At 51.4% G+C, this 26,395-nt stretch carries 21 protein-coding genes; 18 read left to right on the top strand and 3 right to left on the bottom strand.

Features of this window, described 5'->3' with window-relative positions:
- Positions 1-140 precede the first annotated feature (140 nt).
- From tadA to ACTQ3A_RS07010, 5 genes are all read left to right on the top strand, one after another.
- Positions 141-599: a tRNA adenosine(34) deaminase TadA gene (tadA, locus tag ACTQ3A_RS07030; protein ID WP_441099141.1), complete on the top strand. Its 459-nt coding sequence runs from the start codon at positions 141-143 to the stop codon at positions 597-599.
- Between the two features lie 164 nt (positions 600-763).
- A complete protein-coding gene (gene rpsO, locus ACTQ3A_RS07025) occupies positions 764-1,030 on the top strand; it encodes a 30S ribosomal protein S15 (RefSeq protein ID WP_441098961.1) in 267 nt (88 codons plus the stop codon).
- A 233-nt stretch (positions 1,031-1,263) separates the two neighbouring features.
- Entirely contained in the window at positions 1,264-3,411 is a 2,148-nt protein-coding gene (locus ACTQ3A_RS07020; RefSeq protein WP_441098960.1) for a polyribonucleotide nucleotidyltransferase, read from the top strand.
- Positions 3,412-3,799: 388 nt separating this feature from the next.
- On the top strand, positions 3,800-6,307 hold the full coding sequence (locus tag ACTQ3A_RS07015; protein WP_441494461.1) for a TIM-barrel domain-containing protein: 2,508 nt from the start codon (positions 3,800-3,802) through the stop codon (positions 6,305-6,307).
- 155 nt (positions 6,308-6,462) lie between these two features.
- Entirely contained in the window at positions 6,463-7,653 is a 1,191-nt protein-coding gene (locus ACTQ3A_RS07010; RefSeq protein ID WP_441098958.1) for a trimethylamine corrinoid protein 2, read from the top strand.
- 6 nt (positions 7,654-7,659) lie between these two features.
- Here ACTQ3A_RS07010 and dut read toward each other — a convergent pair whose 3' ends face one another.
- Together dut and ACTQ3A_RS07000 are read right to left on the bottom strand one after the other, a co-directional pair.
- On the bottom strand, positions 7,660-8,097 hold the full coding sequence (gene dut / locus ACTQ3A_RS07005; protein ID WP_441494462.1) for a dUTP diphosphatase: 438 nt from the start codon (positions 8,095-8,097) through the stop codon (positions 7,660-7,662).
- Positions 8,094-8,441: a DUF1292 domain-containing protein gene (locus ACTQ3A_RS07000; RefSeq protein ID WP_441494463.1), complete on the bottom strand. Its 348-nt coding sequence runs from the start codon at positions 8,439-8,441 to the stop codon at positions 8,094-8,096. Before ACTQ3A_RS07000 ends, dut begins: the two co-directional genes overlap by 4 nt.
- Positions 8,442-8,819: 378 nt before the next feature.
- On the opposite strand from ACTQ3A_RS07000, the gene ACTQ3A_RS06995 reads away from it, so the two are divergent.
- Both ACTQ3A_RS06995 and ACTQ3A_RS06990 read left to right on the top strand, forming a co-directional pair.
- The gene (locus ACTQ3A_RS06995) at positions 8,820-11,666 is read left to right on the top strand and encodes an NYN domain-containing protein (protein WP_441494464.1); all 2,847 of its coding nucleotides are present in this window, start codon (positions 8,820-8,822) and stop codon (positions 11,664-11,666) included.
- 316 nt (positions 11,667-11,982) lie between these two features.
- A complete protein-coding gene (locus ACTQ3A_RS06990) occupies positions 11,983-12,528 on the top strand; it encodes a TetR/AcrR family transcriptional regulator C-terminal domain-containing protein (RefSeq protein WP_441098954.1) in 546 nt (181 codons plus the stop codon).
- A 38-nt stretch (positions 12,529-12,566) separates the two neighbouring features.
- Here the strand turns inward: ACTQ3A_RS06990 and ACTQ3A_RS06985 are convergent, their stop codons facing one another.
- The gene (locus ACTQ3A_RS06985; protein ID WP_441494465.1) at positions 12,567-13,628 is read right to left on the bottom strand and encodes a hypothetical protein; all 1,062 of its coding nucleotides are present in this window, start codon (positions 13,626-13,628) and stop codon (positions 12,567-12,569) included.
- Positions 13,629-13,885: 257 nt separating this feature from the next.
- On the opposite strand from ACTQ3A_RS06985, the gene ACTQ3A_RS06980 reads away from it, so the two are divergent.
- The 11 genes from ACTQ3A_RS06980 to coaE all read left to right on the top strand — a co-directional run bounded on the left by ACTQ3A_RS06980 (position 13,886) and on the right by coaE (position 26,394).
- Positions 13,886-15,007 (top strand): 4-hydroxybutyrate dehydrogenase, encoded by a 1,122-nt coding sequence (locus ACTQ3A_RS06980; protein WP_441494466.1) that lies wholly within the window; start codon positions 13,886-13,888, stop codon positions 15,005-15,007.
- A 661-nt stretch (positions 15,008-15,668) separates the two neighbouring features.
- Entirely contained in the window at positions 15,669-15,959 is a 291-nt protein-coding gene (rpsF, locus tag ACTQ3A_RS06975; RefSeq protein ID WP_441098951.1) for a 30S ribosomal protein S6, read from the top strand.
- 27 nt (positions 15,960-15,986) lie between these two features.
- Entirely contained in the window at positions 15,987-16,277 is a 291-nt protein-coding gene (gene rpsR, locus ACTQ3A_RS06970; protein ID WP_441098950.1) for a 30S ribosomal protein S18, read from the top strand.
- 178 nt (positions 16,278-16,455) lie between these two features.
- Complete coding sequence (locus ACTQ3A_RS06965; protein WP_441494467.1) at positions 16,456-17,682, top strand: FtsW/RodA/SpoVE family cell cycle protein; 1,227 nt, start codon at positions 16,456-16,458, stop codon at positions 17,680-17,682.
- Positions 17,683-17,897: 215 nt separating this feature from the next.
- Positions 17,898-18,137 (top strand): acyl carrier protein, encoded by a 240-nt coding sequence (acpP, locus tag ACTQ3A_RS06960; protein WP_441098948.1) that lies wholly within the window; start codon positions 17,898-17,900, stop codon positions 18,135-18,137.
- 79 nt (positions 18,138-18,216) lie between these two features.
- Positions 18,217-18,954, top strand: a complete 738-nt coding sequence (locus tag ACTQ3A_RS06955; RefSeq protein WP_441098947.1) for a Sir2 family NAD-dependent protein deacetylase — start codon at positions 18,217-18,219, stop codon at positions 18,952-18,954.
- Between the two features lie 102 nt (positions 18,955-19,056).
- On the top strand, positions 19,057-20,505 hold the full coding sequence (gene gltX, locus ACTQ3A_RS06950; RefSeq protein WP_441098946.1) for a glutamate--tRNA ligase: 1,449 nt from the start codon (positions 19,057-19,059) through the stop codon (positions 20,503-20,505).
- Positions 20,505-22,367: an ATP-dependent helicase gene (locus ACTQ3A_RS06945; protein ID WP_441494468.1), complete on the top strand. Its 1,863-nt coding sequence runs from the start codon at positions 20,505-20,507 to the stop codon at positions 22,365-22,367. The genes gltX and ACTQ3A_RS06945 overlap by 1 nt, the downstream gene beginning before the upstream one ends.
- Before the next feature lie 26 nt (positions 22,368-22,393).
- On the top strand, positions 22,394-22,810 hold the full coding sequence (locus tag ACTQ3A_RS06940) for a zf-HC2 domain-containing protein (protein WP_441494469.1): 417 nt from the start codon (positions 22,394-22,396) through the stop codon (positions 22,808-22,810).
- Between the two features lie 65 nt (positions 22,811-22,875).
- Positions 22,876-25,599 (top strand): DNA polymerase I, encoded by a 2,724-nt coding sequence (gene polA, locus ACTQ3A_RS06935; protein ID WP_441494470.1) that lies wholly within the window; start codon positions 22,876-22,878, stop codon positions 25,597-25,599.
- 183 nt (positions 25,600-25,782) lie between these two features.
- Positions 25,783-26,394 carry a dephospho-CoA kinase gene (gene coaE, locus ACTQ3A_RS06930; protein WP_441098942.1) on the top strand — a complete coding sequence of 204 codons (612 nt, stop codon included), beginning with the start codon at positions 25,783-25,785 and terminating at the stop codon, positions 26,392-26,394.
- The last annotated feature ends 1 nt before the right edge of the window (position 26,395 follow it).

The raw sequence follows: 26,395 nt of genomic DNA, 5'->3' as shown, positions 1-26,395 counted from the left end.
GCACCCAACTTAAAGAGGACCGGCGCGCGGCAGACCGCGCTGCCAAACAGATCAAATGGGAACAGAGAATGCGGCGAAAAAAATCACGGGAAGAAAAGGCTCGAAAAGAAGCGGAACAAAAAAATGCCGTAATCCGGTCCATGCACGAAAAATACATGAGAGCAGCCCTGGCGGAAGCGCAGAGGGCAGCCGCTCTCAGAGAAGTTCCCATCGGATGCGTCATTGTAAAAGAAGGCAGAATCATTGCCCGTGGATATAACCGGCGCAACACGGACGCGAACACACTGTCTCACGCAGAGCTGAACGCCATCCGGGAGGCCAGCCATGCTCTCGGCGACTGGAGACTCGAGGGCTGCACCCTGTATGTCACCCTTGAGCCCTGCCAGATGTGCGCGGGTGCCATCGTCCAGTCCAGAATCGACGAAGTCGTCATCGGCTGCATGAATCCGAAGGCGGGATGTGCAGGATCCGTTCTGAACCTCATGCAGGTACCCGCATTTAACCATCAGGTGAAGATTACGCGGGGAATTCTTGAGAAAGAATGCAGTCATCTCATCAGCAGCTTCTTCGAGCAGCTCCGTTCCGAAAAATCCGGATAAAGAAAATCCGAAAAATCCGAAAGATCCGGATAAAGAAAATCATTTACTTTTTCTATACGCTATGCTATATTGAGTGGGCATGAGTTTTAACCTTGATTCAGATCCCGGAAACTCCGACCAGATCTTAATCACAGGCGATTAGAAATATTTTGGAGGAAAATGAAATGATTACAAAAGAACTCAAACAGCAGATTATCAAAGAGTATGCAAGAACAGAGGGCGACACCGGTTCACCTGAGGTACAGGTTGCAATCCTCACCGAGAGAATTAAAGAGCTCACAGAGCATCTGAAGACAAACCACAAGGATCACCATTCCAGACGCGGTCTTCTGAAGATGGTAGGTAAGAGACGCGGACTTCTTGATTACCTCAAGAAGACAGATATCGAGAGATATCGTGCTCTGATCGAGAAGCTGGGACTTCGTAAGTAATCGAATCGCTTTCAGGGCGGGTAGGACTCACCTATCCGCCCTGTTTCCGTGTTTACAAGCAATGAGCCGCAGCCACCGCGAAGCGTGACTCATCTCGTTTTTCGGAAATCGGGACAGATGTTCCGCACGAGGATCCGTCCGTTTTCAAAGAGTAACATCCGGCGCCGCAGCAGGGCCTGCACGGTCCCGGCGGTTCGGAACAATGGCATTCGCCGAGAAGTAAAGGAGTAAAGATGGAAGAAAACAAGACATTCTCAACCAGACTTGAGAACAACTACAAGACCTATGAAATGGACCTGGCCGGAAGAAAACTTTCCGTGGATATCGGGAGAGTCGGCAAGCAGGCAAACGGATGCGCGTTCATCCATTATGGTGACACCACACTTCTGTGCACCGCAACCGCTTCCAAAGAGCCGCGGGAGGGAATCGATTTTTTCCCGCTTTCCGTTGAATTTGAGGAGAAAATGTACTCGGTCGGCAAATTCCCGGGCGGCTTCAATAAGAGAGAGGGAAAAGCTTCCGAGCATGCCGTACTCACATCCCGTGTTATCGACCGTCCGATGAGGCCTCTTTTCCCGAAGGATTACAGAAACGATGTCACACTGAATAATATGGTGATGTCCGTTGATCCGGAATGTGACCCGGAAGTTGTCGCCATGCTCGGTGCGTCTCTCGCCACATCCATTTCCGATATTCCTTTTGACGGTCCCTGCGCCGCCACACAGATTGGAATGATCAACGGCGAATTTGTCATCAACCCGGGTTATGAGAAGAAGGCCGAGTCAACGCTTGCTCTGACCGTTGCCTCTACAAGAGAGAAGGTCATCATGATCGAAGCCGGCGCGCAGGAAATTCCGGAGCAGAAGATGATCGAGGCCATTTATCTTGCCGATGAGACAAATAAAAAGGTTATTGCTTTCTTTGATCATATCGTGGCAGAGTGCGGAAAACCGAAACACACCTACGAGAGCTGCGCGGTTCCGGAGGAGCTTTTTGCCGCGATCCGCGAGGAGGTTCCGGATTCTGAGATGGAAATTGCCGTGTTCACGGATGACAAGCAGACCAGAGAGAACAACATCGCCGCCATCACAGACAGACTCAAAGAGAAATTCGCAGACAACGAAGAGTGGCTTGCCCTCCTGCCCGATGCTATCTACCAGTATCAGAAGAAGACCGTCCGCCGCATGATTCTGAAGGAGCATAAGAGACCGGACGGACGCCAGATCCGTCAGATCCGTCCGCTTGCAGCCGAGGTGGATGTCATCCCACGTGTACACGGCTCCGCGATGTTCACCCGCGGACAGACACAGATCTGCGACGTTGTGACTCTCGCTCCTCTTTCCGAGGCGCAGAAGGTAGAGGGACTTGATCCCTATATCACAAAGAAACGCTACATGCATCAGTACAACTTCCCGAGCTACTCTGTCGGTGAGACAAAGCCGTCCAGAGGACCGGGGCGCCGCGAAATCGGTCATGGCGCTCTTGCAGAGAGAGCTCTCCTTCCGGTTATGCCTTCGGAAGAGGAATTCCCATACGCAATACGTGCCGTATCCGAGACCTTTGAGTCTAACGGTTCCACCTCACAGGCTTCCGTCTGTGCTTCTTCCATGGCTCTGATGGCAGCCGGCGTGCCCATTAAGAAGCCCGTTGCCGGAATATCCTGCGGCCTTGTTACCGGAGATACCGACGACGATTATATCGTGCTCACAGACATTCAGGGTCTTGAAGACTTCTTCGGAGACATGGACTTCAAGGTTGCCGGAACACATGACGGCATCACCGCAATCCAGATGGATATCAAAATCCACGGCCTTACCCGTCAGATCGTGGAGGAAGCCATTTCCAGATGCAAGGAAGCAAGAGAATATATTCTGACCGAGGTAATGGAGAAGGCAATCGCCGGACCGCGTCCGACTGTCAACGAGTACGCGCCGAAGATCGAGCAGATCAAGATTGATCCTGACAAGATCGGTGATGTAGTCGGCAAACAGGGAAAGAATATCAATGAAATCATCGCCCGCACGGGTGTAAAGATCGATATCGACGAAGACGGATCCGTCTCCATCTGCGGAACGGACCGTGCGAAGATGGATGAGGCCGAGAAATACATCGAGGTCATCACCACAGATTTCGAAAAGGATCAGGTTCTGAAAGGAAAGGTTATCAGCATCAAGGAGTTCGGTGCTTTCCTGGAGTTTGCTCCCGGCAAGGAGGGAATGGTTCACATTTCCAAGATTGCTAAACAGCGTATCAATCACGTAGAAGATGTTCTTACTCTCGGCGATGTTGTAAAGGTTGTCTGCCTTGGAAAGGACCGCATGGGAAGACTCAGCTTCTCCATCAAGGACTGCCCGAAGGACGCAAAGGCGATCAACGAATAATCAGCTGTATACATATTTATTTATATGGGGAATCCCCTGCTGTACACGAAAATGTATGGCAGGGGATTTTTATGTTCATGCCCGCAGGCGGGGCGCAGCTATATCTATAAGCCCTGCGTCACTTCGCTGCTTCTCAGCCTCCGTACTGCTTACAAGTCCGCGATACTGCATAAGCTGCGGATTACTCCGGTACTTCGCACTTTCGCAATCCACAGAAAAAAAGTACATAAAACGGACAAACTGATGCATGGTGATTTTTGTCGATTTCTTATACAATGTAGCCGTAATCGGATCATATTTTATGCAATCCGGAGCTTATACAATAGGCGGAGCCCCGCCTGCGGGGCATAGACGTTTATGAACGATACACAGAAAGAGAAAATCCAGAATGAAGATACAAGACTGTCAGAAAATCAGTGATAACAAGATTCGGATCCGGACAGACCGGGGACTGCTTTTCATCTCTGCCGAGACAGATAATATTATGCGCTGTGTCTATACCGGAAGAGAAGAGGAGTCTTCCGCGTCCCCTCTTCAGATCAGGCACAGCGAGTCCGCATGTCCTCTCGCTCTGGAGGTGCGTGATCTGGATCTGCAAATTTCCACAAAACTTCTCACACTCCGGATCAGGCGGACAGACGGCTGTTTTGTCTGGATTCGAAGAAAAGATGGTTTTCAGTTGCTGGAAGAAGGAGAGAAAGAGCTTACCGGGATTCCAGTTATGAAATACTCAACCTGCGGAGAGAAGCCAGTCATCCGCAGAGTGAAAACCGTAGACGGAGAAAGAAATTTTGTTGAAAACCTGCGGGAGGTTGAGGACCACAGAGCGTATCGGGCGAAGCTCTCGTTCCGATTCCAGCCCGGAGAACAGATCCACGGGCTTGGTCAGGGGGAAGAGGGCATCTACAACTACAGAGGCCACACCCAGTACCTCTACCAGCACAACATGCGCATCCCGGTTCCTTTTCTGATCTCCGACAGAGGCTACGGTATCCTCGCCGACTGCGGAAGCCTCATGACCTTTAACGACGATGAGCGAGGCTCCTATCTCTTCTGCGACACTGTGGAACAGCTGGACTATTACTTTATCTCCGGGGATTCTGCGGATGCACTCATCGATGGATTCCGCCGGCTGACGGGGAAGGCGGCAATGCTCCCGAAGTGGGCCTTCGGATATATCCAGTCCAGGGAAAAGTATTCCACGCAGGATGAACTCGTTGAGGTTGCTGAGAAATATCGCCACATCGGCGTCGGACTTGACTGCGTCGTGCAGGACTGGAAGACCTGGCCGGCAGATGACTGGGGATGCAAGATTCTGGACAAAACACGCTATCCGGATATCCGGGCGGCAATCGACAGGATTCACGAGCTCCATGTCCACACCATGGTGTCCGTCTGGCCGAATATGAATTACGGAACAAAAGATTATTGTGAGATGTCCGACGCAGGCTTCCTTCTCAATGACCTGGCGACCTATGACGCTTTTGACGAAAAGGCCAGAGAGCTGTACTGGAAGCAGTGCAGCCGGGAACTTTTCTCCGGCGGCTTTGATTCCTGGTGGTGTGACTCGACAGAACCTTTTTCCGGTCCGGACTGGAACGGGGAATATGAGCGGGAACCCTGGGAGCGGTTTCTTCTTGTCGGCGGCGAGCACAAGAAATTCCTCGGCGCGGACCGGGCAAATCTCTATGCTCTCGCCCACGCCAGGGGTATTTTTGAAAACCAGAGAAAGGCGGATCCGGACCGCAGAGTTCTGAATCTTACCCGCTCCGGATATGCAGGAAGCCAGAAATACGGAACGGTTCTCTGGTCCGGCGACATCTCTGCCAGATGGGATGTTCTGAAGAAGCAGCTCCCAGAGGCGCTCAACATGGCGATGAGCGGCATGCCTTACTGGACCTTCGACATCGGTGGATTTTTCGTCGTACATGAAAACTGGTCCGGACGCGGCTGTGAGTGCAGCGGAGACCCCTCGATGAAATGGTTCTGGCGCGGCGACTACGAAAAAGGACTCGAGGATCCGGGCTACCGGGAACTGTATGTCCGGTGGTTTGAATTCGGCTCCTTCCTCCCGATGTTCCGCTCCCACGGAACCGATGTGCCTCGTGAAATCTGGAATTTTGGAAAGCCCGGCGATCCTTTTTACGATGCACTGGAGAAGACGATCCGCACACGATATCGCCTGATGCCCTATATTTATTCCATGGCAGGCGCGGTCGTACAGCAGAACAGCACCATGGTTCGGAGTCTGCTCTTTGATTTTTCCGATGACATCAGGGCAGCTTTGCTTGATTCTGAATATATGTTCGGAGAAAGCCTGCTGATCTGTCCGATCACCGATCCGATGTATTACGGCAGAGGCGGGGAGCATCTCAACACCCCGAAAACCTGGACAGTCTATCTGCCGGAGGGAACCGGATGGTATGACTTCTACACGGACGACTATTATGAAGGCGGACAGACGCTGACGCTCGCGGTTTCTCTGGATCACATCCCGGTGTTTGTGCGGGCGGGAAGCATCCTGCCGATGGAGTCCGGTCTCACCTATGCAGAGGAAGTGCCCGACACTCCCTTTGAATTTCATCTGTACCCGCTTCGCCATCCGGGGAAGAAAAGTTCCTCCGTGCACCGGATTCTGTACTATGAGGATGACGGCGACGGATATAGCTATGAAAACGGAGTTTTTCAGCAGATTCCCGTTACATGGGATGAAAAAGAAAATCTCTTTTCCATCGGTCCGTCGCCCTTCCGTTTCAGGGGAGGTATCGCCGGCAGGGATATCCGCCTCGTATTTGCCGGCGGCGGAGAGCAGCTCTTCCGTTACCGGGGTGAAGAGCACACCGAACACCTTTCAGCTTCTTGCCGGTCACTGAGCCACATACCGGAGAAAGAATAACATACGAAAGGAAGCGCACAAATAATCAGGCGTGGAACAACACCCTCGAATAATCGATTGATATACAGGCCCTGAAATAAATCCGCAAACAAAAGATCTCCAATTCAGAGATTTGTTATTTCAAGCCATAAAAAAGCAAAGTAAAGGAGAATGCAATGCAATACAAAGACAACTGGGATGAAACAAAAAAGAAATTTGACGGCTGGTGGCATCAGAGCAATACCGGAAGACCGCTGATGCACATCGTCGCGAGAAAACCGGAAATCGAACACCTATCCGATGGTCAGCCGCATGAGGGCGGAATGGATCAGGTCTTCTGCCAGGGCCTGTATTATGATCTGCCCGAGAATCTCAAATGGAAAGATATGGAGGACAAATACATGAACCCGGAGCGCATGGTTCTCCGGTACCGCGACTTCTGCGAAAAGCATCTGTTCCTCGGAGAAGCATTCCCGAACATGGAGACTAACTTCGGACCGGGCTCCGTCGCGGCTTATCTCGGCTCTGATATCGGATTCAAGGAGGATACGGTCTGGTTCAAGCCCTGCATCGACGAAGATGACGACTGGGAAGACGTTCCGCCGTTGAAATTTGACCCGGAGAATAAATGGCTTCGCAGACATCTCGAAGTGGTCGAAGGCTGCAGAAAATTCGCGGGCAATGATTTTTGCCTGGATATGCCGGATCTCATGGAAAACGTTGATGTGCTTTCCTCTCTCCGGGGCGCCCAGACCCTCATGATGGATATGATTGAGGATCCGGACTCCATTGAGGAGCGGGTCGGACAGGTGACCGACGCATATTTTGAGTTCTTTGACCGTTTTTATGATCTCGTCAGAACTCCTGACGGAGGCAATTCCTATTCCTGCTTCCAGATCTGGGCTCCGGGAAGAATGGCAAAGCTTCAGTGTGACGCCTCAGCCATGATGTCGGTTGACTTCTTTGACGAATTTGTTCTGGACTCGCTGAAAAAACAGACACAGAAGCTCGATTATGCCATGTATCATCTGGATGGCCCCGGCGCCATCCGCCATCTTGATCATCTTATGGAAATTCCCGGCATCAATGCCCTTCAGTGGACACCGGGAGACACCGGTCCGGACGGCACTTACGAAGAGTGGGACAAGATCTATGACAAGGTAATTGCCTCCGGCAAATCCCTGTGGATCAAGGTATACAGCGGCGGCTTTGACGACTGGATCCGGAACTGCGACAGAATCGTCCGTAAATACGGCTCCGCGTCCATCATGTTCTATTACCCGGAGATGTCTCTGTCACAAGCTGAGCAGCTTCTGAAATACGCGGAAGAAAACTGGTCGGATATCAAAGGATCCTTCCGCGGATAATTTCTATCAGGATCTTCCGGTGCTTCCGAAGCCGCCTTCTCCCCGTTCCGTCTCGCCGAGCTGTTCCACCTCCTCAAACTCGGCGGGAAGGAAGGGAAGGATCACAAGCTGCGCAATCCGCTCTCCCGGAGTCACACAGCGCGCTGTCTCGCCGTCATTGTGAACAGCGATCATAAAGGGGCCCCGGTAATCCGCGTCAACCACACCGACACAGTTTGCGGGTCGGAGAGATTCCTTTGCGGCAAGTCCGCTTCTTGCAAAAATAGCTCCGAAATATCCTTCCGGGATCTCCATCGATAAGCCTGTGCCAACCATAACCGTTGCGTGAGGCTCAATTTCCACCGGTGTTTCCACGTCTGCATAAAGATCGTAACCCGCAGCCGATGCGCTTCCGCGCGTCGGCATCTTGGCGGTATCGGTCAGTTTCTTCACTTTGATTTTCATGTTTCATCCTCCGTAAGGTCAATATTTTTCGTCATGGCTTCGAAAATCGCCGAAGCTTCTCTGTATTCATCCTCACTTTCAATCTGTGTCACAACCGGTGCGCCTTCATCATCTGTATCAAAATGATACAGATACGCCGTACCTTTCGTACTTCCGTCCTCCGGAATCAGAACGATATATTTCTGCGCTGGTGTCTGGAAGATCCTGACGATTGTGCATCTCACGTCCCTTCCGTCCTCATAGGTCAGTGTCAGGCTTTCCTTGTCCGTATCGATAAAAGAGCAGCCCTCCGTGCGGGCCGCACCTTCCGGCGCATGATTCTTCTGTTCTCTTTCTTCCGCCATATTTTCCTCCATTTCAGACTGTTGAGCCAGCCATCCATTTCCTTCTGTTTCAGGCTGCCCTGAGCCGGCCATCCGCTTCCCTCTGGTTCAGACTGCCTTGAGCCAGCCATCCATTTCCTTCTGTTTCAGGCTGCCTTGAGCCGGCCATTTAATTCCTTCTGATTGTACCTGTTTCCGGAGCATGTTACAATACTTCACAGAAAGATCTGTCCCTCCGGAGGCCATACTGTTAAGCCGATGCCTGATATTCTCCGTGGACAGTACGGTAAGACGCACATGCCCCGCAGGCGTGGCACCACAATATGCATATGCTGCGGATTGCTCCGTGCTTTGCACTCTCGCAATCCACAGGGTATGAGCAGAACAGAAGGATAAGCAATGAGCAGCAGACATATCACAGCAGGAATTCTGGCACATGTAGACGCGGGAAAGACAACCCTTTCCGAAAGTCTTCTGTACCTGTCCGGAAAAATACAGAAACAGGGAAGAGTCGATCATAAAGATGCCTATCTTGATACCTGGCAGCTGGAGAAAGACAGGGGCATCACTATTTTTTCCAAGCAGGCGGAGCTCTCTTTCGGCGGCACCGACGGGCTCTCCGTAACCCTTCTGGACACACCGGGTCATATCGATTTTTCGCCGGAAACAGAGCGGGTTCTTCAGGTTCTAGACTACGCAATCCTGGTTATCAGCGCGGCGGATGGCGTCACCGGGCAGGTCCGGAATCTCTGGAATCTTCTCGCACATTACAGAATTCCGACATTTCTTTTCGTAAATAAGATGGATCAGCCGGGTGCGGACACCGCGGACCTTCTCCGCGATATCCGGGATAATCTCGGCTCGCAATGCGTGGATTTTACCGGAGTTCAGTTTGATCCGGTGCTTCAGATCCCGGGAAGTCAGGCGGAGAATATTGCTGTCTGCGATGACCGTGTTCTGGAGCACTATCTGGAGACGGAAGAGATCCTGGAGGACGATCTCCGCGCCATGATCCGGGACCGGAAGCTCTTTCCCGTTTTCTTCGGATCTGCGCTGCGAAATGAAGGCGTCAGCGCGCTGATGCGGGCGATGGACGCTCTTGCACTGATGAAACATTATCCGGACGAATTCGGCGCGCGAATTTTCAAGATATCCCGCGATGATTCCGGAAACCGTCTGACCTGGATGAAAATCACCGGAGGCAGTCTCAGGGTTCGTTCTGTCATCTCTGTCAGGAATGAGGACAGCACAGAGAGCAGCGGAGAGAACACGGAGCAGAAGGTCAACCAGATCCGTATCTACTCCGGCAAAAGCTTCGTGCAGGTGCCCCAGGTGGACGCGGGTTTTGTCTGTGCGGTTACCGGACCTGACGAAACCCGGATCGGAATGGGTCTCGGCTTTGAGCATGACTCGGATGCATCTGTTCTCCAGCCGGTATGGAAGAGCCGCATCCTTCTTGCGCCGGACCAGGACAGAGCCGAAGCTCTCCGGAATCTTCGGGTTCTTGAGGAGGAAGAGCCGCTTCTTCACATTGACCAGGACGATGCCTCCGGTGAGATTTCCGCCCGTATCATGGGAAAGGTCCAGATGGAAATTCTGAGGGAGCTCTGTGCGCAGCGGTTCGGCATGCGGATTGATTTCGCACAGCCGTCAATCATGTACAAAGAGACCATAGCGGATTCCGTCGAGGGCGTAGGGCATTACGAACCTCTGCGGCATTATGCAGAGGTGCATCTTCTGATGGAACCCGGCGAGCCGGGAAGCGGGCTTGTCCTGGAATCCGACTGCAGCACTGATGATCTGGCGCTCAACTGGCAGCGCCTTATCCTGTCTCATCTGGAGGAGCAGCCGTTTCCGGGCGTTCTGACAGGATCGGAAATCACAGATATTAAGATCACCGTGATCGGCGGAAGAGCATCGGAAAAGCATACCTCCGGAGGTGACTTCCGACAGGCGACACACAGAGCTGTCCGTCAGGGTCTGATGATGGCAAAAAATGTGCTCCTTGAGCCGGTCCTGCGGCTTCACGCCGAACTGCCGTCAGGGAGCATGGGCCGCTTTATGACAGACATACAGAGAATGGAGGGATCCGCGGATCTTCGCGAGAACGACGGCACCACCGCGATCATCACAGGTTCTGTGCCTGCCGCGGCCATCGGGGATTATCAGCAGGATTTCATGTCCTATACCCACGGACACGGAAGACTGAGCCTGACACTCAGGGGGTATGAGCCCTGCCGCCATTCCGAAGAGGTGATTCTCGAGAAGGGTTATGATCCGGAGGCAGATACGGATCACCCGTCCTCCTCTGTATTCTGCTCCCATGGAGCCGGAATCCGGGTACCGTGGGATCAGGTCCGCGACTACATGCACATCGACACCGGATGGCGTCCGGATATGAAATGGCTCACCGAAGAAGACCAGGCACTCTGCACTGACGGTCCGAAGACGGAGAATACGGAAAATACCGGAGGGAAGAAAATTTTTTCCGCCGGATGGCAGAAAAAGCACAGGACAAAAGAAAAATCATGGACAGAAGAGCAGCGCACCCGCGAAAACGAGGAAAATGAGCTGCAGCAGATTTTTGAAAAAACCTACAGTGGATCCAGCTGGAACACCCCTATCCACAGCGTTGCGAACAGCTATTCAAATGAAACCGGCATATGGAGCCGTGACGGCTCTTTGGAAAAAGCGGAGCGGGACAGAACAGAGAAGAATAAATCGGAGAGCAGCAGAACAGCGGCTGTAAAGTCTGCTGGTGAACAGACCTCCTCCGGCAAAAATCGACGGTCCGGAACTTCCGGAGCCGCTTCAAAAAAGGAAGATTACCTGCTGGTTGACGGATACAACATCATCTTCAGCTGGGAAGAGCTCCGCAGCCTTGCGGCGTCCGGCATGGATGCCGCAAGAGACCGGCTGATCGACATTCTGAGCAACTTCCACGGCACAAGATCCGGTACGCTGATTCTGGTTTTTGATGCGTATAAGGTGCCTGGCGGGAGAGGCGCGGTCTGCCATTACCATAACATCTATGTCGTTTACACGAAGGAAGCGGAAACTGCAGACGCCTACATTGAAAAGACCGTACATAAAATCGGAAAGCAGGGCAATGTCACCGTCGCGACCTCCGACGGCCTTGAACAGGTGATCATCTTCGGTGAAGGCGCGCGTCGAATGTCTGCCCGGGAACTGCTTCTGGAAGTAGAGGCCTCCAGGAAGGAACTTCGTTCGAGCTACAATTTATAATTACCTTTGATAACGGACTTTTATTAGTGTATTGATAATGGTCTTCTATAATAGCTTTCGATTACAGCCTTCATAATGGCCTTCAAGATACAGAATCTGACTTTCCCTGTATCCTGTCCTGTGATATAATTGGAACAGTTTTTGGAATGTGTTACCGGATAAATATCTGTACCTATTTGATATTTATTTACAAGATCAGACACCTCTGCCTGCCATAAGCCGGCAACGGTCTGCTGCATGCCCGGCGTGCAGAAGGCCCTGCGTCGATCTGACGCAGGCTGGTGTCTGATTTCAGAATGGACAGGAGAGTGATTTTGTGCCCGATGCTAACATAACGAAAAATGCACTTGCTTCTTCCATGAAAAAGCTGATGAAGGAAAAGCTTTTTGAGAAGATCAGTGTCATTGACATCTGTGAGGGCTGCGGGATGAACCGCAAGAGCTTTTATTATCACTTCAAGGACAAATACGATCTGGTTAACTGGATTTTCTACACCGACTTTATCAAAACCGCCAGCAAACGATCCTATACCAACGGATGGGATCTTCTGACCGCAGTTGTCGAGCTGTTCTCAAGTGACCGCGACTTCTACAAGGCGGCTCTTGAGATCCACGGCCAGAACTCCTTCCGTGATTATTTTTATGAGGCAACCGTGCCAATCTTCTCCATGTTTTCGGAAGCAATGACCTCCGACACCGACAGTGCTGTCCTCGATCCACATTATTTCACGGATGCCTTTCTGGTCATCATGTACCGCTGGCTCAGCCAGAAGACCGATCAGAGCCCCGAGGAATTTATCGAGAGTCTGAAAAATGTACTCGTAAAGGTCGGAAAGGATATTGTCAGATCAGAAAATTCCTGATACATCTCCCCCCGTGGATCCGGTGACAATCATCGGATTCATGAGGGATTTTCTCTTGGAAGGCCGATCGTAAACAGCTGATCCAGCGATGTCGTGTGTCTGAAATCAGAGATCGTCTCCGTCGTGGTCTTAATGTCTCCGTTCTCGAGAAGCTCGAAGTAACATTCATCCTCTGAGATGATGTGGTTGATCTGCACAGCATCTCCTACCAGATCGAACAGGATCATCGGATACTCCGGATGCGTACGCAGAGACCGGCAGTACTTCGCGACCTTTGCTCCATTCCTTTTCGAACAGGTGTCGTCACTGACCAGAAGATTGATACCTGCATTGAGCTCCGCGAGCTCCTCGGCCTTCTGATCATTGTACCAGGCAGCCGCGTCGTCATTCCCGTACACCGCGTAAATGCCATAAAGGATCTTGCTTTTCTTCATTGCGCTTACATTTTCTGCCGTTGCAGCACCCCTGTTCTGGAACATAACCATGCTGTTGGTACACTCCTTGATTCCCGCGACCTGAACCGGATTCAGCGGCTCGTCCGGAAGCAGCGACACAAAAGCACACTCCGGATGCTGCTTCACCAGATCCATGAGTCTGCCAATGCAGGTAATTGCGCCGGATAGACGAATGAAATAGCAATATATTCCCATCGCCGTTCCCTGACGGACACAGCTTTCCAGTTCGCTGACCGACAAACCGTCCTTCAGCGTCGGATTGATCCGGAGTGTAAGTGCCCACGGAATGTGATAGGGAAGCGACAACTCATGTTCCCGTATCACCTTGCCGCCATAGGTAAGTCCACTGTATCCGAAGCTGATCCCGAAATCCTTCAGATTTTTCCGGTCCGTATTCCGCAGCATCTGCTCAATTGCCTCATAGTAAGGGCTGTCATCATTGCGAAGGAGATCCTGCACAATGCTCAGCACCTCGTCCATGAACCTTCCCTTGATGAACATCCGGCCCATGTCCGTGAGCTTCCGGATACTCCGCTTCGGGTCCTCCTCGATCTCACGAAGCCCCCGGTCTACAGACGCGTCGATCAGCGCCCTTGTTATATTATTCGGTCCCTGTGACTTATTGTCATCCCTCGAAATTTTCATTGTTTTTCCTCGTTAATTTCTAAAATTCAATTCATTATAGAAAAAATGAAAGCAGATTCACACGGTCAGATTTTTCCGTTTGTCTAAAGAATCTGTCATTCCCAGTCCGTTCCGGAAATCCGGGATCACCAGCAGTTTAATGAAATATAAGTAGCCGATCGGGCAGAATCCATACAATAAAAGAATGGAATATTTCAAAGCGGGTTATATAATTGTTATAAAAAGCATATAAAATACGAACAAGGAGGCAGAAGAAATTGGAAGGTTTTTGCATTCGCACCAAAATAAAGGAGTATGACACATTTAAGGAGTTCGCAAATGATGAGCAGCTTGGACCGGATGACCTGATTCTGACCAATGAATACATTTACAATCCGTCCATCGAGCCGCTGGGGCTTGGATGCCAGACATTGTTTCAGGAAAAATACGGAGCAGGTGAACCGACAGACAACATGGTAAACGCTATTCTCGATGATCTGCGTGACAAAAATTTCGCCCGGATTATCGCAGTCGGAGGAGGAACAATCATTGATATCGCAAAGGTTGTTGCTGTAGCGTCTCCGGAAGACCATGTCGACGATCTGTACGATCATAAGGACAGCCTGAAGAAGCATCACGAGCTGATCATTGTTCCCACGACCTGCGGAACCGGAAGCGAGGTGACAAACATCTCAGTCATCAACCGTGTCAGCCGGGGCGTGAAGATGGGCCTGACCTCCCCGTCCATGTATGCGGATGCCGCCGCCATGATTACAAATATGCTGGCAACCCTTCCCTACAAGGTATTCGCTACCTCCTCCATCGACGCGATGATTCACGCCGTGGAGTCTTATCTGAGCCCGAACGGATGCAGCATTTCCCGAATCTTCTCGGAAGCTGCCCTCCGCACGATTCTGAAGGGCTGGAGTCTTTCCGTTGAAAACGGAGGAAATGACGCATGGAAGGCGTACAGCGCAGACTTCCTGAAGGCATCCAACTGGGCCGGCCTTGCATTTGGATACGCGGGATGCGCGGCGGTTCACGCCCTGAGCTATCCTCTCGGAAGTGTGTACCATGTGCCGCACGGCCAGTCCAATCAGCTGATGTTCGCGGATGTTATGCGTAAATACAAGGAGATCAAACCGGTTGGAAGAATCAACGATCTCGAGAACCTTCTCGCAGAGTGCCTGGGCACGAAGCCGGAGAACGCGCTCGACGCTCTGTACGCATTGATGGATAAAGTTCTGAAGAAGGAACCGCTCCGCAGCTTCGGCGTGAAAGAGTCCGACCTTCCGGTATTTGCAAAGAATGTACCGCAGACGCAGCAGCGTCTTCTGAAGAACAACTATGTACCCCTGACCGAAGCACAGATCCTCGAAATCTACAAAGCCGCCTACTGAACATGCTTTTCGAAAGCGCAGTGCGGAGCAATCTGCAGCTTATTCCGTACGGTATCATGAATCCCTCTTCGGAAGCGCCTTTGATAGCGCCTTCGATAGCGCAGCTCAAGGCTTAAAAAAATTAGCAGCACAGAGCATTAAAAATTTACGCGCTGAAGTGAAAAGTTAACTTCCACTTTTAAAATTAGCAAATATCTGTGGAAGTTACTCTTGCATTTCGGTGAGTGGAATTTACAATTACATCTTACAATCAAGGGCTTTTAGCAGGTTGTTGTTGTCATAGTCAAGGCGACGGCTACGTCTCACCTTCGGTGGTCTTGACTATGACAGCAACAACCTGCTTGCAAGTAATCAAGAGGATTTTTCAATCCTCTTGCATCTATGATGCAGGAGAGCAAGACTAAATTCCACATTTGATAATGTCAAATAGACATTATTTTTCAAAGTGGAAATTGCCCTGTAAGACTAACGTCCACTTATACCCTCTCGAAATGGAAATAAACTTTTCACTTCAGGTAAAAATTTACGCAGCACAGGGCATTAAAAATTTACTTTACATCTGAAAAACCATATGCTAAAATATCTAGCCGTGAGACAATCTCTTACACCTTGTTTTCTGCGAGACGCAGAAAGCCACTAATGTCCAGAAGGGAGAAATACAATGCATAAGTATGAACTGGCACTGGTAATCAGTGCAAAGCCGGATGATGAAACCAGAGCAGCTATCCTTGATAAGGCGAAAGGTTATATCACCCGTTACGATGGAACAATCGGAGAGATTGAGGAGTGGGGCAAGAAGAAGCTCGCTTACGAGATCCAGAAAGAGACTGAAGGATTTTATTACTTTATCCCGTTTGAGGCACCGGTAACCGCACCGGCAGAGATCGAGAGACATTGCCGCATCATGGACAACGTTCTTCGCTATCTGATTGTACGCACAGACGAAGAGTAATTCCTTTTTAATAAGGAGGATAAAGTAATGGCAGAAGTAGAAAATACAACAACTGCAGCAGCAAACGAGAGACCGGCAAGAACCGAAGCTCCGGCTAGAAGAAGAGTACAGCGCAGAAGAAGAAAAGTATGCGTTTTCTGCGGTAAGGACAACGTTATTGATTACAAGGACGCAGCAAAGCTCAGAAGATACATCTCCGAGAGAGGCAAGATCCTTCCGAGACGTGTCACCGGCAACTGCGCAAAGCATCAGAGAGCAATTACCTCTGCGATCAAGCGTGCAAGACATCTGGCAATTCTTCCGTATGTTGAGGATTAATTCCGGATATTTCAGTCAGGTTATTTCGCTGTAATGGCAAGGAAGCTGTCAGGCTATATAATAGCCGGGCAGCTTCTTTTGTTTTGCGTAATCATCCGCTATGTGCTATACTTTGCTAAAAGATGAGCCGTGAGCCGTATCTGCTGCGGTCCACGCATCGAAGGAGAGAGTAAGATCCATGCCTTTTTCCAGAAAAACTGCCCGGAAACCTTCCGCATCCCGCGCATCCAGAAAGAACGAACCGGGATATTTTGATTATAATCTGCTCGCTGTTATCATTATTCTGATCTGCTTCGGCCTTGTCATGCTGTACAGTGCCAGCGCGTACGAGGCAAAGAACGATCCCGTGATCAACAGCGACATGTTTTATTTTATCCGGCAGGCGGAATTCAGCGCCGCAGCCATTGCAATCGCTCTTATTATATCCCGGATCAACTATCATCTCTGGATTCGCCTTGCGCCGGCAATATATGTCCTCGCCATGATCCTCATGGCGATGGTTCGTTTCACCCCATTCGGAATCACGGTAAACGGTGCCAGGAGATGGCTGAAGATCGGCATACAGTTTCAGCCGGCAGAGATCGCGAAGATCGCGATCATCTTGTTCATGCCATACATGATTCTTCGCATGGGCAGAAATCTGAATACCTGGAGAGCGGTCCTCTGTCTCGGAATATTCGGGGTTGCCCAGGCAGCCGGCGCGTATGTCTTTACAGACAACCTGAGTACTGCGATCATCATCGCAGGAATTGTGATTGGAATTATTTTCCTCGCTCACCCGAAGACGAGGGGATTTATCGTGGCCGGCCTGGGGGCACTTGCGCTGGTGATTATTATTCTGATCATTATGAACTACTCCATGACTTCGAGCAGCAGCTTCCGTCTGAGACGTATACTGGCCTGGCTACACCCGGAGGAGAATCTGAGCACTGACAGCTATCAGGTACTGCAGGGACTGTATGCAATCGGTTCCGGCGGGCTGTTCGGAAAGGGCCTTGGCAACAGTGTCCAGAAGCTTTCCATCATCCCCGAGGCTCAGAATGACATGATCTTCGCGATTATCTGCGAGGAGCTGGGACTTTTCGGAGCGATTCTGCTGATGCTGCTATTCGGCTATATGCTCTACCGGCTTATCGTTATCGCGCAGAATGCACCTGACCTCTACGGAACGCTGATTGTCAGTGGTATCTTTATCCATATATCCCTTCAGGTCATTCTGAATATCGCCGTTGTTCTCAACGTCATTCCAACGACAGGTGTCACGCTTCCGTTCATCAGTTACGGAGGTACGTCGGTCATATTCATCATGATTGAAATGGGAATTGCGCTGAATGTCGCGCGTAACATCCGTAATACGGAAACTGCGGAAAACCGGCGGTTTGAAAGGGTATTTCGTGAGAATTGATCTCCTGCCTGCACAGAACCGCTTTACCGGCAGAATCCGCGTCTTCGCTTTCCGGATCTTGTGCTGACCCATGTGTGCCGCCAGCCGGCGTCCGGCTCGTATTCCGCCGCGTGACTTAGCCAGGATTAAAAGATAACCTGCAATATAACACTGCAATACTGTACAGAGAAGTATAAAAGGAAGTATAAAAAAAATAATGACAGAGAGGTGATAATATGTTAGAGAAAATGAAGAAAATCCTGTCGGAGCAGCTTGATATTGACGAAAATGAGATTACACCGGAATCCAGATTCAAGGAAGACCTTGATGCCGATTCCCTTGACCTCTTTGAGCTGCTAACCACACTCGAGGAGCAGTATGACATCGAAATCCCTGCCGAGGACATGGAGGGACTGACTACCGTTGGAAAGGTAATTGACTATCTGAAATCAAAGGGAATCGAATCCAGGATGTAATACCGTAAATGATCAGGCGGGCTTCGCGTGTCCGAAACCGCCCGACGATGGCTTGATACAGTAGAAGGGGGCTTTTACTATGAGCATCGGTTACTTAAAATCCATTCTGGAGAATGGAAGAAATATCGTATGCCTTCTTGGAAGAGGTCCGGCGGCTGAACAGGGATGCGACCTGTATCGCGAGGATTTCAGCTACGATGTCGAGGTGCGCTACGGGCGTTCTCCCAGTGAAATCGTCAACAGCACATTCTACAACAACCGGCCGGAGGTCTTCTATGAATTTTACCGCGAAGATATTCTGAAGCGAAGAGGGGAGCCCGACGAGGTGAACTTCTGTCTGAAAAGGCTTGAGGATGACGGAAAGCTCAGAGGCATTGTAACAAGAGGATTTTTTGATCTGTCACGGCGTGCCGGCTGTCACAATGTGATTCACCTGTACGGCAACATTGACCGGAACTTCTGTCCGCACTGCGGAAGGATTTATGACGCGGAATATATATTAAGCCATAAGCCGCTTCCTCTCTGTGAGAAATGCGGAACTCTGATCCATCCGGGAATCGCGCTCTCCGGCGAGATGCTGGACCGCCGCACCATGAACCGGGCGATCGAGCTCATCAGCTCCGCGGACATTCTTCTGGTCGTGGGCACTGATCTGCAGTCCAGGCTCGGATCGATGGCAAAGTACTTCACCGGCGACAGAATCTGCCTGATCAATACGACAGATCATTATTCTGATGAAGCGGCGGACTGTGTATGCATCGGCAACATCGCAAAAATCATGCACGAGGCATATCCGGTTTCCCTTGGCATTAAATAATGCTCCGAACCCGGTCAGAATACGCCCTGTTCCGCATAAAAGCCTGTGTCAGAAACGCTACAGGCAATTACTAACCATACCAACATGAAGGAGATTTTGAAAATGACACCAGTAAAAACCAGATTTGCTCCAAGTCCCACAGGACGCATGCATGTAGGCAACCTCCGCACAGCATTATACTCCTATCTGATCGCCAAACATGCCGGAGGCACCTTTATGCTTCGCATAGAGGACACCGATCAGGAACGTTTTGTCCCGGAAGCGCTGGATATTATCTACCAGACGCTGAAGGACACCGGTCTTGAGCATGACGAGGGTCCGGACAAAGATGGCGGTGTGGGGCCCTACATCCAGAGTGAGCGCTGCAAGCTCGGCATTTACCAGAAATATGCCGACCAGCTCGTGGAACAGGGCGATGCCTACTACTGCTTCTGCAGCAAGGAGCGTCTGGAAAGCCTGAGACGTACCGTCGGGGGCAAGGAAATTTCCGCCTACGACAAGCATTGTCTCCACCTCTCGAAGGAAGAGGTGCAGGCGAAACTGGCAGCGGGAGAGCCCCATGTCATCCGTTTCAACATGCCTCTGGAGGGCACCACGACCTTTCACGATGAAATCTACGGAAACATCACGGTAGAAAACGCGGAGCTTGATGATCTGATTCTGATCAAATCTGACGGCTATCCGACCTACAATTTTGCGAACGTCGTCGATGATCACCTGATGGGCATCACACACGTGGTCCGCGGTAATGAATATCTTTCCTCAACGCCGAAATACAACCGGATTTACGAAGCCTTCGGCTGGGATATCCCGACCTACGTCCATTGCCCGCTGATCACCAATGAAGAAGGGCAGAAGCTCTCCAAGCGTTCCGGTCACTCCTCCTTTGAGGATCTGATCGATCAGGGCTATCTGAAGGAAGCCGTTGTCAATTTCGTTGCCCTTCTCGGATGGAGCCCGGCGGGAGACCGCGAGATCTACTCGCTCAAAGAGCTGACCGAAATATTTGACTATCATCACATCAATAAGTCCCCGGCTGTCTTCGATATGACCAAGCTGAAATGGATGAACGGCGAATACATCAAGGCCATGAGTGACGAGGATTTCTATCCGCTTGCGGAGCCGTATCTGAAGAAGTATGTTACCGGTCCCTATGATCTGAAGAAGATTGCTGCGATGGTTCGGACCCGTATTCAGATCCTGCCCGATATTGAGGAGCAGGTGGATTTCTTCAATGCCGTTCCGGACTATGATGTGGATCTGTTTAACCACAAGAAATCAAAGAGCACCATCGATTCTTCGCGCGCCATCCTGAAGGATGTTCTTCCCCTTCTCGAAGACGCCGGAAGCTTCGACAACGATACGCTGTTTAATATTCTCAAGAACTACGCAGCGGAAAAGGAATACAAGGTCAACACCGTGATGTGGCCGCTTCGCACTGCGGTTTCCGGCAAACCGGCGACACCGGCGGGCGCCACCGGACTGATGGAGGTGCTTGGCAGAGACGAGACCATCGCCCGTATTCAGGCTGCGATCCGGAAGCTCGGCTGATGCAGTACAATTCTTCTCAGCTGAAGGCGATTGAGCACGGAGGCGGTCCTGCGCTTGTACTTGCCGGGCCCGGCTCCGGCAAGACCGCAGTCATAACCGGCCGGACCGTACGGCTGATTCAAAACGGAATCTCTCCTTCCTCCATTCTTGTCGTAACCTTTACCAGGGCAGCGGCAGCGGAGATGAAGGAGAGATTTTTAAAAATGACCGGACGTTCCGCCAGTCCGGTAACCTTCGGCACCTTTCATGGCATTTTTTACGGAATTCTGAAAAATACCTATCGCATCAGCGGCAGCAATATACTCGCAGACGCCAGAGCTCTGCAGCTTCTCCGCGAGATTCTGGAGCACACCTGTCCCGATACGCAGGAGGCGGATCTGCCATCTTCCGTCGCACGGGAAATCAGTCAGGTCAAGGGCAGCCGGATGGACATCAGCCATTTCTACTCCGGAGTTCTTCCCACGGACGCTTTCCGCAAGGTTTTTCGTGCCTATGAAAACTGGAAGAGAGACAATCGGATGCTGGATTTTGACGATATTATCACCCGGTGTTACGATCTCCTGACGACGCGCCAGGATATCCTGAGCCTCTGGCAGCAGAAGTTCCGGTACATCCTTGTCGATGAATTTCAGGATATCAGTCCTCTGCAGTACGAAATCATCCGGCTTCTCGCCTTTCCCGAAAACAACCTCTTTATTGTCGGAGACGACGACCAGTCGATTTACCGTTTTCGCGGCGCCAATCCGGATCTTATGCTGAACTTCCCGAAGGTCTATCCGGGCTGTCAGGTCATTGCGCTGGAGGAAAACTACCGCAGCACCCCCGAGATCCTGAAGGCCGCGGAAAATCTGATCTGCCACAACCGGAAACGCTTCAGGAAGAATATTCTCTCTTCCAGGCCCTCCGGTTCTCCCGTTTCCTTTGAATGCTTTGACAATCCGAGAAAGGAATGTGTGCGCATGGCACAGCAGATCCGGGAAGCACATGACAGGGGAGTGCCATATGAGGAAACCGCGGTACTGTTCCGCACGAATGTCGGATGCAGACAGGCTGTCGAACAGCTGATGGCTTATCAGATTCCTTTCCGGATGGGTGATGTCATCCCCTGTGTCTTTGATCACTGGATCGCAAAGGATGTCATGGCCTACATGGATCTTGGAGCCATGAGCCGCGATCGCAGAGGAAAGAGAAGTGATTTTCTCCGCGTATATAACCGCCCGAACCGTTATTTTTCCAGAGAAGCGTTCTATGACCCGCTGGTCACCTATGAGAGTCTGTACAGCTATTATGAAGATAAGGACTGGATGGTACGGAGAGTCGATGAGCTGGAAACCAATCTCACAATGATCCGTCACCTCGCCCCCTATGGTGCCCTGAACTACATCCGGAGAGAGATCGGTTACGAAGGTTATCTCCGTGATTATGCGATGCAGCGGAACATTCCGCCGGAGGATCTTCTGCAGGTTCTCGATGAACTGACGGAAAGCGCCCGCAATTACAGAACCTGTGAGGAATGGAAGGCGTCCATCGAAAAGTACCGGGAAAAACTGGAGCAGCAAAGGGCTCTCCGTTCGGAGGAGCATTCCGGCGTTGTTGTATCTACTCTGCACGCCTCCAAAGGTATGGAATATGACACCGTATATATCCTTGACGTAAATGAGGGAATCATCCCCTATCACAAGGCAGTTCTTGACGCCGACCTGGAAGAGGAACGGCGCATGCTCTATGTCGGAATGACCCGCGCCCGGAAAGACCTGTACATCTATTCTGTCCGGGAGCGGTACGACAAGAAGATCGCTCCGTCCCGCTTCCTGCGGGAAATCGGGGCAGGGCTTACCGATACTGCCCGTCAGCAGACGTAAGCCGTATTCTATCAGGGAGAGAACATATGGATTCTTCTGAATTTATCAGCAAAAGCAGGAAAATCACCTGCCGCGAGGCGGAAGCAATGATCCCCGATTACCTTGAGGACAGGCTGTCGGACAAGGATCTTGCGGTTTTCCTGAACCATATAAACAACTGCAACAAATGTCACGATGAGCTGGAGACGAATTTCATGGTGGACCTTACGGTCCGTTACCTGAATGAGGATGATCCCCAGGGGTCTTTTAATCTGAAACCCATGCTGCAGAAGAACATCAACGAAAAAACAGCCCATCTCGTTCATAAGCACCGGATGAGAAAGCTGAGAGCGTTAATTTTCTTTATCACCCTGATGCTGATTATTCTCTGGCTCCTGGACCTCGCCCATGTTCTGGGAATCACCGACGCGGCTGCAGAGTTCTTCCGCGGAATCGGACGGTAATCAGCATCCCTGCAATCCTGCAGCATATGATTATCCTGCAGCATACAATTTAAGGAGAGAATGCTTTGAGTGAAACATTTCTGGTAATAGACGGACACAGTATGATGAATCGCGCCTTTTACGGCCTGCCCGACCTCACCAATGCCGAAGGGAAGCACACCAATGCCGTCCTCGGATTTCTCAACATCATGCTGAAGATTCTCGAAGAAGAGAAACCCGCATATCTGGCGGTCGCCTTTGATATGCACGCCCCGACCTTCCGGCACCGGATGTTTGAAGCCTACAAGGGCACGCGTCATCCGATGCCGGAGGAACTAAAAGAACAGATTCCTCTCATTCAGGAAGTCCTGAAGGCAATGGGAATTCTGATCCTGACAAAGGAAGGCTACGAAGCCGACGACATCATCGGCACTATATCGAGAAGAAGCGAAGCGAAGGGGATGAACGTCACCATCCTCTCCGGCGACCGGGATCTCCTTCAGCTCGCCACGGACAAGGTTCTGGTCAGGATTCCGAAGACGAAGGGCGGACAGACCATTGTCCAGGACTATCATACCCGGGAGGTCATTGAAGAATACCAGATCACCCCCGCCCAGGTCATTGAACTGAAAGCCCTGATGGGAGACAGCTCCGATAATATCCCGGGTCTTCCCGGAGTAGGTGTCAAGACCGCGACAAAGATCCTGCAGAGCTATGGAACTATTGAAAATGCCCACGAGCATCTCGAAGAGATCAAGCCTAGGAAAGCCATGGAGGCGATGCGGGATCACTGGGATCTTGCAGTTCTCTCCAAGAAGCTGGCCACGATCAACACCGACAGTCCGATCGTTCTGGACTATGATCAGGCAAGACTTGGCAATATTTTCACGCCTGAGGCATACCAGCTCTTCAAGGAACTGGGCTTCAAAAAGCTGCTGCTTCATTTTGACTCCTCTGCCCAGAACACAGAAGACGCACTCACGGTTCAGACGGTCAGAGACAGCGAAGAAGCCGACCGCATCTTCACGAAGGCAGCCGCCTCCGCGGAAGCCGGTATCTATCTTCTACAGAGCTTTGAACCCATATCCCGCACGTCAGAGATCTTCGGTCTTGCTGTCTCACTGGCAGATGCCGGAACCTGGTACATCCCGGCTTCCGAAACGATTTCCGCCTCAACGCTCAGGGACGGAGTACTGCGGATCGCACAGAGTCCCTGCGTGCTTTCCACCTTTGAGCTCAAGGACCAGATGAAATCTCAGCCGCTTCCCGAGGAGTTTTTTACCGAACCCGCGAACGGCAATCCGGAGGTTTCCTCAAAGGAAAACGGCACGGATCCCTCCGTCACCGGAATCTTTGACATCAGCATAGCCGCTTATCTTCTGGATCCTCTAAAAGCAGACTATCCCTTTGACAGCATCGGCGCCGCGTATCTCACAGAGCCTGTTCTGTCCGCCGGAGAGATTTTCGGCACAAAGAAGCTGCCCGCTCCGCAGGAAATGGAAGAGTCGAAGGCTGCGCTCTACGCCGGACAGATTGCCCGGATTTCGCTGAAGTCAAGAACTCCGATGACCCGCGCGCTGAAGGAATCCGGCATGTACCAGCTCATGACAGATATCGAGATGCCGCTTGTGTTCACCCTTCATGATATGGAGACAGAAGGGATCCGCATTCTGCCGGAGGAGCTCGCAGCCTACGGGCAGAGACTTGCCGGAGGAATTGCCTCCCTTGAGAAACGGATCTATGAGGAGGCGGGAGAGGAATTCAATATCAATTCTCCGAAGCAGCTCGGCGTCATCCTTTTTGAAAAGATGAAACTTCCCGGCGGCAAGAAGACAAAGACAGGGTATTCAACCTCGGCAGACGTGCTTGAAAAGCTCGCTCCCGATGTTCCCCTTGTTCAGGATATCCTGGACTACCGGCAGCTCTCCAAACTGAAATCCACCTACGCGGACGGTCTCGCCGGCTTTGTGTCGGATGACGGACGAATCCACACGACCTTTAAGCAGACCATCACCGCAACCGGCAGAATCAGCAGCACCGATCCGAATCTTCAGAACATCCCGGTGCGGATCGAGCTTGGCAGACAGATCCGGAAGGTCTTTGTCCCCAGAGAAGGGTATATCTTCGTGGACGCCGACTATTCGCAGATCGAACTGCGTGTGCTCGCGTCAATGTCCGGAGATGAAAAACTGATCGAGGCATATCGGGAGGCGAAGGACATACACCGCATCACTGCCTCTCAAGTCTTCCACGTTCCCTTTGACGAGGTCACACCGGTCATGCGGCGGAACGCAAAGGCTGTGAATTTCGGAATCGTATACGGGATCAGCGCCTTCGGCCTGAGCAGGGACCTCGACATCTCACGGAAGGAGGCCGCGGATTACATCGAGCGCTACTACGAAACCTATCCCGGAATCCGGTCCTTCCTGGAGGGTCTCGTCACAGACGCTAGGGAGAAGGGATATTCCGTCACCAGATTTGGCCGCCGCCGTCCCATGCCAGAGCTGAAATCCTCCAATTTCATGCAGCGCTCCTTCGGTGAAAGAGTCGCGAAGAACGCGCCTATTCAGGGCACGGCCGCCGATATCATCAAGATCGCCATGAACCGGGTGGACCGGCGCCTCCGGAGAGAGCATCTGAAATCACGGCTTCTCATCCAGGTTCACGATGAGCTTCTCGTAGAGACGGCAATGGATGAGGAAGAACAGGTGAGGAATATTCTCCGGGAAGAAATGGAAGGCGCGGCAGACCTTGCCGTCCGCCTTGAGGTCGATATCCATGACGGATCAAGCTGGTACGAGGCAAAATGACACGCCGGATACTGCTGGTTTCTGTATGACTGCCCAGTCTCACATGCCGGGTATTAGCAATCCCTGAAGCTGCGGATTTCGAAACAACAGTTTCACAGCCATGCATCGCAGCGGGGCATTCTCACAAAAACCATGCGGATGGACATACAGCAGGTCACGGCCATCACAGCAGGAGGAACGACATTGAAAATAATCGGAATTACCGGCGGCGTCGGAAGCGGAAAAAGCGAGGTAATGAAGTATCTGGAAACCCACTACGACTGTGATCTGATCCGTTCGGATGAACTTGCACATACGATGATGCGGAAAGGACAGGCCTGTTACGGTCCGATTCTCAGCCTGCTTGGGCCAGGTGTTCTGGCCCCCGACGGTGAGTTTGACCGGAAAGCCGTCGCGGCAAAGATCTTTGCGGACAAAAGACTTCTGGAACAGATGAACCGGATCATACATCCGGCTGTCCGCAAAAGCATTGCCCTCTCCATGAAGGAGGCAGAGACAGCGAGCCGTCCGTTTTTCTTTCTGGAGGCAGCCCTTCTGATCGAGGAAAAATATGATGAAATCTGCGATGAATTATGGTATGTTTATGCAGATGCGGAGATAAGGAAGAAACGTCTCCGGGAAAGCCGGGGGTATTCTGATGCGAAAATCCGGGAGATCATGTCAAATCAGCTCCCAGATTCCGAATTCCGGAGAATATGCGCGTTTGTTCTCGACAACAGCGGCCCGTTCCCGAATACCATTCGCCAGATTGACGCCAGAATGCGTCACTTCGCACCGCAGCCAGGCACCGGTTAAT

The organism is Bilifractor sp. LCP21S3_F8 (assembly GCF_052117805.1).
Lineage (GTDB): Bacteria > Bacillota > Clostridia > Lachnospirales > Lachnospiraceae > Bilifractor.
The sequence above is the reverse complement of the archived record's forward strand: the minus strand, read 5'-3'. Positions and strand labels throughout refer to the sequence as shown.

What these genes read in the sequence shown, in the direction of transcription:
- tadA (WP_441099141.1), top strand. Translation starts at nt 141, where the DNA reads ATGCACGAAAAATACATGAGAGCAGCCCTGGCGGAAGCGCAGAGGGCA.
- rpsO (WP_441098961.1), top strand. Translation starts at nt 764, where the DNA reads ATGATTACAAAAGAACTCAAACAGCAGATTATCAAAGAGTATGCAAGA.
- ACTQ3A_RS07020 (WP_441098960.1), top strand. Translation starts at nt 1,264, where the DNA reads ATGGAAGAAAACAAGACATTCTCAACCAGACTTGAGAACAACTACAAG.
- ACTQ3A_RS07015 (WP_441494461.1), top strand. Translation starts at nt 3,800, where the DNA reads ATGAAGATACAAGACTGTCAGAAAATCAGTGATAACAAGATTCGGATC.
- ACTQ3A_RS07010 (WP_441098958.1), top strand. Translation starts at nt 6,463, where the DNA reads ATGCAATACAAAGACAACTGGGATGAAACAAAAAAGAAATTTGACGGC.
- dut (WP_441494462.1), bottom strand. Translation starts at nt 8,097, where the DNA reads ATGAAAATCAAAGTGAAGAAACTGACCGATACCGCCAAGATGCCGACG.
- ACTQ3A_RS07000 (WP_441494463.1), bottom strand. Translation starts at nt 8,441, where the DNA reads ATGGCGGAAGAAAGAGAACAGAAGAATCATGCGCCGGAAGGTGCGGCC.
- ACTQ3A_RS06995 (WP_441494464.1), top strand. Translation starts at nt 8,820, where the DNA reads ATGAGCAGCAGACATATCACAGCAGGAATTCTGGCACATGTAGACGCG.
- ACTQ3A_RS06985 (WP_441494465.1), bottom strand. Translation starts at nt 13,628, where the DNA reads ATGAAAATTTCGAGGGATGACAATAAGTCACAGGGACCGAATAATATA.
- rpsF (WP_441098951.1), top strand. Translation starts at nt 15,669, where the DNA reads ATGCATAAGTATGAACTGGCACTGGTAATCAGTGCAAAGCCGGATGAT.
- rpsR (WP_441098950.1), top strand. Translation starts at nt 15,987, where the DNA reads ATGGCAGAAGTAGAAAATACAACAACTGCAGCAGCAAACGAGAGACCG.
- ACTQ3A_RS06965 (WP_441494467.1), top strand. Translation starts at nt 16,456, where the DNA reads ATGCCTTTTTCCAGAAAAACTGCCCGGAAACCTTCCGCATCCCGCGCA.
- acpP (WP_441098948.1), top strand. Translation starts at nt 17,898, where the DNA reads ATGTTAGAGAAAATGAAGAAAATCCTGTCGGAGCAGCTTGATATTGAC.
- ACTQ3A_RS06955 (WP_441098947.1), top strand. Translation starts at nt 18,217, where the DNA reads ATGAGCATCGGTTACTTAAAATCCATTCTGGAGAATGGAAGAAATATC.
- gltX (WP_441098946.1), top strand. Translation starts at nt 19,057, where the DNA reads ATGACACCAGTAAAAACCAGATTTGCTCCAAGTCCCACAGGACGCATG.
- ACTQ3A_RS06945 (WP_441494468.1), top strand. Translation starts at nt 20,505, where the DNA reads ATGCAGTACAATTCTTCTCAGCTGAAGGCGATTGAGCACGGAGGCGGT.
- ACTQ3A_RS06940 (WP_441494469.1), top strand. Translation starts at nt 22,394, where the DNA reads ATGGATTCTTCTGAATTTATCAGCAAAAGCAGGAAAATCACCTGCCGC.